This is a genomic window from Delftia sp. PE138 (assembly GCF_018320755.1).
GTDB classification, from domain to species: Bacteria; Pseudomonadota; Gammaproteobacteria; order Burkholderiales; family Burkholderiaceae_C; genus Comamonas; species Comamonas tsuruhatensis.
The window spans coordinates 620,924-632,937 of sequence record NZ_JABEPN010000002.1; the positions used below are offsets into that span (position 1 = coordinate 620,924).

Sequence of the window (12,014 nt, forward strand, 5' to 3'; positions counted from 1 at the left end):
ATGTCCCTGAACGATCTCGATTCCCGCAAGTCCCGCCTGTCCGATGCGCAGCGCGCCGCACTGGCCCTGAGGCTCCGGGGTGCATCCGGTGCACCCGCTGCATCCGATGCAGGTGGCGCAGGTGGCCTGCCGGACGGCGACACCCGCAACACGGCCCATACCATCACCCGCTGCGACCGCACGCTGGCCATTGCCCTGTCCCCCGCGCAGCGCAGCCTCTGGCTCACCTGGCGGCTGGAGCCCGCCAGCCCCGCCTACAACATGGTGGGATCGCTGTCGCTCAAGGGGCCGCTGGATGCGCTGGCGCTGGAGCAGGCGCTGCAGGCCCTGGCCGAGCGCCACGAGATCCTGCGCACCTGCTATCCGGCCGGCGAGGACGGCGAGCCCCGGCAGTCCATCCAGCCCGCCGCGCCCGTGCCCCTGCGCCATGTCGATCTGGGTGCATGGGCGGACGGCGATCCGCAGGCCGAGGCGCAGCGCCAGGTGCTGCTGCTGGCCCGCCAGCCCTTTGCGCTGGACACGGAAACGCCATTGCGCGCCGTCCTGTGCCGGCTGGGCGCGCAGGAGCATGTGCTGGGCCTGTCGCTGCACCACATTGCGGGCGATGGCTGGTCCAACGGCATCGTGGTCGAGGAGCTGTTCCACCTGTACGAGGCCCTGCGCACGCAGCAGCCATCGCGCCTGCCGGCCATGGCCCTGCAGTTCGCCGACTACGCCGTCTGGCAGCGCCGCTGGTTCGATGCCGGTGAGCGCGAGCGGCAGCTGGCCTACTGGCGCGCCCGGCTGGGCACCGAGCACGAGGCCCTGGCCCTGCCGATGAAGCAGGCCAGGGCGGCCGTGCAGGAAGCACAGGAGCAGCGCCTGGAGTTCACGCTGCCCGCCGCGCTGGCCACCCGCGTGCGTGCCCTGGGCCGCGCGCATGGCGCCTCGCTGTTCATGGTGATGCTGGCCCTGCTCAAGCTGGTGCTGTACCGCTTCAGCGGCACGCGCGAGCTGCGCGTGGGCACGCCCGTGGCCAACCGCCAGAAGGCCGAGACGCATGGGCTGATCGGCTACTTCCTGAACCTGCTGGTGCTGCGCACGCACATCGATCCCGCGCAGGACTTCGGCGCGCTGCTGGCGCAGGTGCGCGAGGCGGTGCTGGGCGCGCAGGCCCACCAGGACCTGCCGTTCCACCTGCTGGTCGAGGCGCTGCAGCCGGCCCGCCAGCCGGGCGTTCACCCGCTGTTCCAGGTCAAGTGCACCCAGCAGGAGGATGCATCGGCCGCGCGCCACATCGCCGGCCTGGAGATCGCCATGCAGGCCGTCTCCAGCGGCCAGGCGCATTTCGACCTGAGCCTGGACTTCACCGACCGGCAGGACGGCATCGACTGCGTGCTGATCTACGCCGATGAACTGTTCGACCAAGCCGCGGTGCGTGACATGGCCGCCGCGTTCCAGGACCTTGCGCGGCAGGTCACCGGCGCAATCAGCGACAGGCAGCCCAGGCTGGGCGAACTGTCACTGCCAGGCCGCGTGTCGGAGTCTGCAGGCCCGGTGCAGGCCTTTGGCGCCGACAGCGTGCTGCAGCTGTGGTCGCGCGCCGTGCAGGCCCATCCCGATGGCACGGCGGTCAGGGACGCAGGCTCGGCCCTGGACTACGCGCAGCTGGACCGGCAATCCGACCAGCTGGCCCGGGCCCTGGTGGCGCGCGGCGTGGGGGCCGATGTGCGCGTGGCCCTGCATGCCGAGCGCAGCTGCGCCTTTGTGCTGGGCCTGCTCGCCGTGCTCAAGGCCGGTGGCACCTGTGTGCCCCTGGACCCCGGCCTGCCGGCGCAGCGGCTGGCCTGGCAGCTGCGCGACAGCGGCGCGGTGCTGATGCTCTGCCAGCAGGCGCCCGCCTGGGACGCGGGCGTTCCCCTGCTGAGCCTGGACCTGAATGCCTGCCGGGAGCCGTGCATTGCGGGGCAGGCGCCGCCGGCCGCGCCGCCGCATTCCGCACAGGGCGCCTATGTGATCTACACCTCGGGATCGACCGGGCAGCCCAAGGGCGTGGTCGTCAGCCACGGGGCGCTGGCCCACTATGTGCAGGCCGTGCTGCAGCGGCTGGACCTGCCCGAGGCGGCGCGCAGCATGGCCATGGTCTCGACCGTGGCGGCGGACCTGGGGCACACCGTGCTGTTCGGCGCGCTGTGCTCGGGGCGCGCGCTGCATCTGATGGCGCCCGAACTGGCCTTCGACCCCGACGGCTTCGCGCGCTACATGGCAGAGCACCGCGTGGACGTGCTCAAGATCGTGCCCAGCCATCTGCAGGGGCTGCTGAACGCCGGCATGCCCGCCGAGGTGCTGCCTGCCAGCCGCCTGGTGCTGGGCGGCGAGGCCACGCGCTGGCCGCTGGTGGACCGCATCGCCGCGCTCAGGCCCGGCTGCCGCGTGCTCAACCATTACGGCCCCACCGAAACCACGGTGGGCATCCTCACCCAGGAGGCGGGCGAGGCGCTGCGCGGCGGCGAAAGCCTGCCCGTGGGCAGGCCGCTGGCCAATAGCCGCGCCCTGGTGCTGGATGCCGACCTGCAGCCCGTGCCTCGGGGCGCCAGCGGCGAGCTGTATCTGGGCGGGCCGGGCCTGGCGCGCGGCTACCAGGCCCGGCCCGGGCAGACGGCAGAGCGATTCGTGGCCAGCCCGTTCCAGCCGGGCGAGCGCCTGTACCGCACGGGCGACCGCGTGACCATGCTGGCCGATGGCGGCCTGCAGTTCCTGGGCCGCATGGACGACCAGGTGAAGGTGCGAGGCTACCGCGTGGAGCTGCGCGAGGTGGCGCTGGCGCTGCAGGCCGTGCCCGGCGTGGCCCAGGCCGAAGTCGTGGCGCGGCTGGACGGGAATGGGAATGGGGATGGGGGCGGGGACGGGCGCATGCAGCTGCATGCCTATGCCGTGCCCCAGGCCGGCGTTCCCGCCGACAGGCCGGGGTGGGCCGCCGCGCTGGCGCAGGCGCTGCCCGAATACATGGTCCCCGCCAGCATCACCGTGCTGGAAGGCATGCCCCTGACGGCCAACGGCAAGATCGACCGCAAGGCCCTGCCCGTGCCGGAGCAGGCGGCCGCCGATCTGTTCGAGGCGCCCCAAGGCGAGGCCGAGCAGGCGCTGGCCGCCGTCTGGGCCGACCTCTTCGGCCTGGAGCGCGCGGGCCGGCATGACGACTTCTTCGCGCTGGGCGGGGACTCCATCCTCGCGCTCAAGCTGGTGGCGCGCGCCCGCAGGCGCGGCGTCAAGCTCACGCCCAAGCAGCTGTTCACGGGCAAGACGCCGGCGGGTGTGGCACGGCTGGTGGAGGGGCCGGTTGCCGGCGCCGAGCAGACCGAAGGCACGGCGCCCCTGCCCAGGGCCGACCGCAGTGGCCCGCTGCCGCTGTCCTTTGCGCAATTGCGCCAGTGGTTCCTGTGGCAGCTGGAGCCGGCCGGTACGGCCTATCACATCAGCGGCGCGCTGCGTCTGCTGGGCACGCTCGACGTGCTGGCGCTGCAGCAAAGCTTCGACGCGCTGGTGGCGCGCCACGAGTCGCTGCGCACGGTGTTCCGCATGGGCGGGGACGGGCAGGTGGTGCAGGTGATCGCCGCACAGGGCGGTGTGCGGGTCGAACAAACGGATCTGTCCGAACTCCCCGCTGCGCAGCGCCAGGAGCAACTGCACCAGGCGGCGGCCGCCGTGCACCGCCAGCCCTTCGACCTGCAGGCCGGGCCGCTGCTGCGCGTGGGCCTGATCCGGGAGTCGGCCGAGGCGCATCTGCTGGTCGTGGCCATGCACCACATCGTCTCCGACGGCTGGTCCATGCAGATCATCGTGGATGAATCCGTGCAGCAGTACCGCGCACGGTGCCAGGGACAGGTGCCGCAGGCCGCACCCCTGCCGCTGCAGTACGCCGACTACGCGGCCTGGCAGCGCCAGTGGCTGGAGGCCGGCGAGCGGCAGCGGCAACTGGCCTACTGGCGCACCCAGCTGGGCGACACGCACCCCGTGCTGCAACTGCCCACCGACCACCCGCGCCGGCCCGGCGCGGACCATGTGGCCGCCAGCCATGGCCTGCAGCTGCCGGCCGAACTGGTCGGCAGCCTGCGCCGCCGCGCCCAGGCGCAGGACGCAACGCTGTTCGTGCTGCTGCTGGCGGGCCTGCAGGCCGTGCTGCACCGCTACACGGGCCAGGAAGACATTCGCGTGGGCGTGCCCATTGCCAACCGCCACCGGGTGGAAACGCAGGGCACGGTGGGCTTTTTCGTGAACACCCAGGTTCTGCGCGCCACGCTGGACGGGCGCATGGGCCTGGCGCAACTGCTGGACCAGGCCCGGCAGGCCGCCCAGGGCGCGCAGGCCCACCAGGACCTGCCCTTCGAGCAACTGGTCGAGGCGCTGCAGCCTGAACGCAACGCCGGCACCCAGCCGCTGTTCCAGGTGCTGTTCAACCACCAGCGCCAGGACCGCAGCGCGCTGCAGCAACTGCCTGGGCTGGAGCTGCAGGAATATGCGCTGCAGGGCCAGGGCGCCCAGTTCGAGCTGACCGTGGACACCACCGACGATGCACAGGGCCGCCTGCATCTGCGCCTGACCTATGCCCGCGAATTGTTCGAGGCTTCCACCATCGGCGCGCTGGCCGGCCACTATGTGGCCATGCTGCAGGCGCTGGCTGATGATCCGGCCCGCAAGGTGGGCGAGGTCGCCTTGCTGGGCGCGGCCGAACTGCACAGGCAGCAGGCATGGGGCCGCGCCGCCGGCCTGCCTGCCGGTCGGCCGGCCGCAGCGCAGACGCTGCACGGCCGCTTCGCCAGCCAGGCATTGGCGCGGGCCGGGGCGCAGGCGCTGTCCTTCGAGCACCACGTTCTCGGCTACGCCGAACTCGACGCCCGCGCCAACCGCCTGGCCCACCGCCTCATCGCCCTGGGCGTGCGGCCGGAGACGCGCGTGGGCATTGCCATGCAGCGCTCGGTGGAGATGGTGGTCGGCCTGCTGGCCATCCTCAAGGCTGGTGGCGCCTATGTGCCGCTGGACCCGGACTACCCTGCCGACCGGCTGGCGCACATGGTGGCCGACAGCGGGATCTCTCTGGTGCTGACGCAGGCTGTGGTGCGCAAGCGCATTCCCGGCGCTGCTGCGCTGCAGGTGCTGGAGATCGACACGCTGGACCTGTCGGGTGAACCCGATACCGATCCGCAGGTCGATGTGAACCCGGACAGCCTGGCCTATGTGATCTACACCTCGGGCTCCACGGGCCGCCCCAAAGGCGCGCAACTGAGCCACCGCAACGTGGCACGGCTGCTGGACGCCACCGATGCCTGGTTCGGCTTCGGCCCGGACGATGTCTGGACCCTGTTCCACTCCTATGCCTTCGATTTCTCGGTCTGGGAGATCTTCGGCGCGCTGTGCACGGGCGGCAGGCTGGTGGTGGTGCCGTACTGGGTCAGCCGCTCGCCCCAGGACTTCCTGGCTTTGCTGCGTGCGGAGCGCGTAACGGTTCTCAATCAAACACCTTCGGCCTTTGGGCAACTGGTCCATGCCGTCGAGCAGGAAGATGGGAACGGCGCTGGCCTGGCGCTACGCCAGGTGATCTTTGGCGGCGAGGCGCTGGAGCCCGAGAGCCTGCGGCCCTGGTTCGAGCGCTTCGGTGACCAGAGCCCCCAACTCATCAACATGTACGGCATCACCGAGACCACGGTGCATGTGACGTACCGGGAGATCACGCGGAAGGATCTGGAGGGCGGACGCAGCCCCGTGGGCGTGGCGATTCCGGACCTGGGCCTGTATGTGCTGGATGGCAGCCTGAACCTGCTGCCGCAGGGCGTGGCGGGAGAGTTGTATGTGGCGGGCGAGGGCTTGGCACGCGGCTATCTCAACAGGCAAGGGCTGACGGCAGAGCGCTTCATTGCCAACCCGTTCAGCGAGAGGGGCGAGCGCCTGTACCGCACGGGCGATCTGGTGCGCTGGAACGCTCAGGGCGAACTCGAATACCTGGGCCGTGCCGACCAGCAGGTCAAGATCCGGGGCTTCCGCATCGAGCTGGGCGAGGTGCAGTCGCAACTGCTGGCCCAGCCTGAAGTGCGTGAGGCGGTGGTGCTGGCCAAGGAGGGGGCGGGCGGTGCCAGACTGATCGCCTATGTGTCGCTGAATGCAGAAATCGCAGAGGGTCTGCTCAAGGACCGGCTGGGCGAAGTACTGCCCGACTACATGGTGCCCTCGGCCATCGTCGTGCTCGATGCCCTGCCTTTGACGGCCAACGGCAAGGTGGACCGCAAGGCGCTGCCCGAGCCGGAGATGGTCAGCGCCCAGCAATATGAGGCACCGCAGGGCGAGTTGGAGGAAACGCTGGCGAAGATCTGGGCCGAGGTGCTGGGCGTGGAGCGAGTGGGTCGGCAGGACGGCTTCTTCGAGCTGGGCGGGCATTCGCTGCTGGCCCTGGGCCTGCTGGAGCGCGTGCGCGCCCAGGGCCTGCGCGTGCAGGTGCGCACGCTGTTCCAGCATCCGGGGCTGGCGGAGTTTGCGCAGGCGGTACTGGAGGAACAGCAGGAGCAGCAGGGTGAGCAAGGGGAGCAGGTGGCCGGCGAGATCGATGTGCCGCCCAACGGCATCCCCGAAGGCTGCACGGCGATCACGCCGGAGGAGCTGGGCGGGCATTCGCTGCTGGCCCTGGGCCTGCTGGAGCGCGTGCGCGCCCAGGGCCTGCGCGTGCAGGTGCGCACGCTGTTCCAGCATCCGGGGCTGGCGGAGTTTGCGCAGGCGGTACTGGAGGAACAGCAGGAGCAGCAGGGTGAGCAAGGGGAGCAGGTGGCCGGCGAGATCGATGTGCCGCCCAACGGCATCCCCGAAGGCTGCACGGCGATCACGCCGGACATGCTGACCCTGGTGGCGCTGGATGAGGAGGAGATTGCACGCATTGCCGCTGCGGTGCCCGGTGGCGCAGCCAACATCCAGGACATCTATCCGCTGGCGCCGTTGCAGGAGGGAATTCTGTTCCACCACCTGCTGCAGTCCGGGGGCGATGTGTTCGTCTCGCCCAACCTGCTGAGCTTCGGGGCGCGCGAGCAGCTGCAATCCTTCGTGCATAGCCTCAACCAGGTGATTGCGCGCCATGACATCCTGCGCACGGCCGTGCTCTGGGAGGGGCTGTCCGAGCCCGTGCAGGTGGTGCTGCGCCAGGCTCCGCTGCAGCTGCAGTGGCCTGATGCGGATGAGGCACATGAGGCACATGAGGCACATGAGGCACTGGTGCCGCAGATGCTGGAGCAACTGCGCAGCCACGACCTGCGCCTGGACGTGCGGCAGGCGCCGATGATAGGGGCGCGGGCCGCGCACGATGCCGGGCAAGGCCGCTGGCTGCTGCAGCTGCTGAGTCACCACCTGGTGATGGACCGCATCACGCTGGACCTGCTGCTGCAGGAGGTGCTGCGGCTTCAGCAGGGCCGTGCGGCCGAGTTGCCGGTGCCCGTGCCCTTCCGGCGCTTTGTGGCGCAGGCTCGCCAGGGCGTGGCGGCCGAGGCGCACGAGCGGTTCTTCCGCCGCATGCTGGCCGATGTGCAGGAGCCCACGGCCGCCTTCGGCCTGCTGGACGTGCAAGGCGATGGCCGTGGCATGGAGGAGGCCCGCCTGCGGTTGGACGCCCCACTGGCCCAGGGCATGCGCGGCCAGGCGCGTGCGCACGGGGTCAGCCCCGCCGCGCTCTGCCACCTGGCCTGGGCGCTGGTACTGGCCCGGACCAGCGGCAGGCAGGAGCCGGTCTTCGGCACCGTGCTGATGGGCCGCATGGACGGCGGCGCCGGTGCGCAGCAGGCGCTGGGCATGTTCATCAACACCTTGCCGCTGCGCCTGCCGCTGGGCGAAGGCAGCGTGCTCCAGGGCCTGCGCAGCACGGCGGCGGCGCTTGCGGCGCTGCTGCAGCACGAGCATGCCAGCCTGTCGCTGGCCCAGCGCTGCAGCGGCCTGCCTGCGGGAACGCCGCTGTTCGGCGCATTGCTGAACTACCGGCATGGCGCGGCAGAGGGCGCTGCGCAAGAGCTGGCCCGGGCCGGCGTGCAGGTGCTGGGCCGCCCCGAGCGCAGCAACTATCCCGTGGGCATGGCCGTGGATGACGACGGCCAGGGCTTTGTGCTCGTCGCCCAGGTGGTGCGCAGCGTAGGGGCCGGGCGTGTCTGCGCCTACATGCAGCAGGCCCTGCAGGCGCTGGTGCAGGCGCTGCAGCAGCAGCCCGGCCGCGATCTGCGCACGCTGGACGTGGTGCCCCCGGCCGAGCGCCAGGCGCTGCTGGCGCAGGCCTGCAACCCCCGGTCCTGGCCGCAGGCCTTGCCGGTGCACCGCATGTTCGAGGCGCAGGCAAGGCAGCGGCCCCAGGCCCCGGCCCTGGCTGCGGACGGGCAGGTGTTCAGCTACGGCGATCTGGATCGGCGGGCCAGCCGCCTGGCGCAGGCCCTGATCGCCCAGGGGCTGCGGCCCGGGCAGCGCGTGGGTCTGGTGGCCGAGCGTGGGGCCGCCATGGTGGCCGGCCTGCTGGCCATCCTCAAGGCGGGCGCCGCCTACGTGCCCGTCGATCCGGCCCTGCCCGATGAGCGCATGCAGTACATGCTGCAGGACAGCGGGGCCTGCCTGGTGCTGGCCTCGGGCCTGGCGCCGGGCCGGCTGGCCGTGCTCGCCGCCAGCGTGCCGAAGGTGCTGGAACTGGAGGCGCTGGAGGTACTGGAGGCATCGGAGCCAGGGCCGCAGGCAGGCACGGAACGCGCGCCCCGCGTCGAGGTGCATGGCGACCAGGCCGCCTATGTGATCTACACCTCGGGCTCCACCGGGCGGCCCAAGGGCGTGGTGGTGCGGCATGCGGCCTTCTCCAACTTCCTGCAGTCCATGGCGGCACAGCCGGGCCTGCAGGCGCAGGACGTGGTGCTGGCCACGACCTCCGTGTCCTTCGACATTGCGGGCCTGGAGATCTTCCTGCCCCTGGCCGTGGGCGCGCAGCTGGTGGTGGCCGGGCGCGAACAGGTGCGCGACGCGGCCGCGCTGGCGGCGCTGCTGGAGCGCAGCCGCGCCAGCGTGATGCAGGCCACGCCCTCGGGCTGGCGCCTGCTGCTGGCCGGTGGCTGGAAGGCGGCACGGCCGCTGAAGGCGCTGTGCGGCGGCGAGGCGCTTGCGCCGGACCTGATCGCCCTGCTGCGCGCGGCGGGCGTGGACCTCTGGAACCTCTACGGCCCGACCGAGACCACGATCTGGTCCAGCCTGCAGCAGGTGCAGGGCGATGCCGCCACCCTGGGCCAGGCCATCGCGGCCACCCGGCTGCTGGTGCTTGACGAAGGACTGCGCTGCGTGCCGCAAGGCGTGGCCGGGGAGCTGTTCATTGGCGGCCAGGGCCTGGCGCGCGGCTACTGGCAGCGGCCGGGCCTGAGCGCAGAGCGTTTTGTGGCCGATCCTTTCGCGGGTCCGGGCGCGGCTGGCGAACGCCTGTACCGCACGGGCGACCTGGTGCGCCGCAATGCCGATGGCGCGCTCGAATACCTGGGCCGGCTGGACCACCAGGTCAAGATCCGCGGCCACCGCATCGAGCTGGGCGAGGTGGAGGCCGCGCTGCTGGCCCAGCCCGAGGTGCGCGAGGCCGTGGTCACGGCAGCGGGGTCCGGCAGCGATACGCGCCTTGTGGCGCACGTATCTCTACATGCATCGCTGCATGCACCGCTGCATGCAGGCCCGCCCCTGGACGCTGCGGCACTGCGCGCAAGACTGGCCAGCGGCCTGCCCGACTACATGCTGCCGTCCGCCATCGTGGTGCTGGACACGCTGCCGCTGAACAACAACGGCAAGGTGGACCGTGCCGCGCTGCCTGCGGCGCAGGCACCGGCCGGCCAGTCCTACGAGGCGCCTTCGGGGCAGGCCGAGGAAATGCTGGCCGGGCTCTGGTCCGAGCTGCTGGGCGGTGGCCGCGTGGACCGCCGCGACAGCTTCTTCGAGCGCGGCGGGCACTCGCTCAAGGTGGTGCAACTGCTGGCGCGGCTGCAGGGGGCAGGCGCTGCGGGGCTGACCGCCCAGGACATTTTCCGCACCCCGGTGCTGCAGGACATGGCAGGCCTGGTGCGCCTGCCGGCCCATGGCGGCGCGGATGCTGCGGGTGCTGCGGGTGCAACAGGCACGACAGGCGCGGATGCGCAGGTGCTCGATGCGCTGGATTCCTTTCTCGAAACTCTGGGAGATATCTGATGGACCGTGGCCGCCTGCGCCAAATCGCCGAGCGCTTTGCAAGCCTGAGCCCTGCCCAGCGCACGCTGGCATTGCAAAAGATCCGGGCCGAGGGACTGGATCTCTCGCACTTCCCCATCCCGGTCCGCGCACCATCGCCCGACCAGACCGAAGCCCTGTCCCATGCGCAGCTGCGCCAGTGGTTCCTGTGGAAGCTGGACCCGCAAAGCTCGGCCTACCACATCGCCCAGGCCTCGTGGATGCATGGCGAGCTGGATCTGGCGGCCTTGCGGCAGGCCTTCGGCGTGCTGCTGGAGCGCCACGGCGGACTGCGCACGGTGTTCGAGGAAAGCCCCGACGGCCTGGCGCGGCAGCGTATCGTGCCGCAGCTGGCCCTGGAGCTGCCGCTGATCGACCTCAGCTCCCTGCCTGCCGCACAGCGGCGCGAACGGGCCCTGGCCGAAGCCGAGCGCCTGTGCCTCACGCCCTTTGACCTGACGCGCGGCCCGCTGCTGCGCGTGGCCGCCGTTCGCCTGGACAGCCGCCAGCACCTGCTGGTGGTGGTGATGCACCACATCATCTCCGACGGCCGCTCCATGCAGATCCTGCTGGAGGAGTTCGCCGGCCTGTACGCGGCACTGGTGCAGCAGCGCCCGACCCGCCTGCCGCCGCTGCCCATTGCCTACACCGACTACGCCGCCTGGCAGCGCGACTGGCTGGAGGCCGGGGAAAGACAGCGCCTGCTGGACTACTGGCTGCCCGAGCTGGCCGGTGGTCAGGACCTGCATCTGGAGCTGCCCGCCGACCATGCCCGCGCGCCGGGCGCCGAGAACCGCTGGCATGCCGCCTGGCACCGGCTGGATCTGCCCGCCAGCCTGGTGGCCGGACTGGAGCAGCGCGCCCGCGAGCAGGGCACCTCCCTCTTCGTGGCGCTGCTGGCCGGGTTCCAGGCCCTGCTGCACCGCTATACCGCCGAGACCGATATCCGCGTGGGCGTGCCCGTGGCCAACCGCAACCAGCCCGAGGCCCAGCCGCTGGTCGGCTTCTTCGTCAACACGCTGGTGATGCGTGGCCGGCTCGATCCCCGCATGCGCCTGCAGGAGCTGCTGGCCCAACTGGCCGAGCGGGTCCGCCTGGGCCTGGCCCACCAGGACCTGCCCTACGAGCAACTGGTCGAGGCGCTGCAGCCGCGCCGCAGCCTGGACGGCAGCTCGCTGTTCCAGGTGATGCTGAACTACCAGCACGAAGAGGCGGCCGGCCTGGCGGGCCTGGAGATCCAGAAGCTGGAGCTGGACGGCCTGGCCGCCCAGTTCGAGCTGACCCTGCACGCCAGCCGCCGCGCCGACGGCAGCCTGCAACTGGGCTTTGCCTATGCGCGCGAGCGCTTCGAGCCGGCCACGGTGCAGCGCATGGGCGCGCATCTGTCGCTGCTGCTGCAGGCGCTGGCGCATGCGCCGCAGTGCGCGCTGGACCAGGTGCAGCTGCTGCCCGGCGATGAGCAGGCGCAGCTTCTGGACCGCAGCGCGCGCCGCAGTACCCGCAATGGACCGGCCCTCAACCCTGCGCAGCCCGCCTGCCTGCACCAGCGCTTTGCCACAAGCGCGCAGCAGCGGCCGGATGCGGTGGCGTTGACCTGCGAGTCCGCACGACTGACCTACGCCGAACTCGACGCCCGGGCCAACCGCCTGGCCCACCGCCTCATCGCCCTGGGCGTGCGGCCGGAGACCCGCGTGGGCATCGCCATGCAGCGCTCGGTGGAGATGGTGGCCGGCCTGCTGGCCATCCTCAAGGCCGGCGGCGCCTACGTGCCGCTGGACCCGGACTACCCTGCCGACCGGCTG

2 protein-coding genes (1 of these 2 cut by a window edge) are annotated in these 12,014 nt (G+C 71.5%); both read left to right on the forward strand.

What is annotated here, in order from left to right:
* Entirely contained in the window at nt 1–10,194 is a 10,194-nt protein-coding gene (locus HFGMBDPB_RS11790; protein ID WP_249343408.1) for a non-ribosomal peptide synthetase, read from the forward strand.
* Nucleotides 10,194–12,014, forward strand: partial view of a non-ribosomal peptide synthase/polyketide synthase gene (locus HFGMBDPB_RS11800; RefSeq protein WP_249343409.1) — the beginning only. It continues 17,004 nt past the right edge of the window; the window shows 1,821 of its 18,825 coding nt (coding positions 1–1,821); its start codon is at nt 10,194–10,196; its stop codon lies beyond the right edge, outside the window. Before HFGMBDPB_RS11790 ends, HFGMBDPB_RS11800 begins: the two co-directional genes overlap by 1 nt.

Bases quoted from the DNA above. Each gene is read 5' to 3' on its own strand.
- HFGMBDPB_RS11790 (WP_249343408.1), top strand. From the start codon at position 1: ATGTCCCTGAACGATCTCGATTCCCGCAAGTCCCGCCTGTCCGATGCG.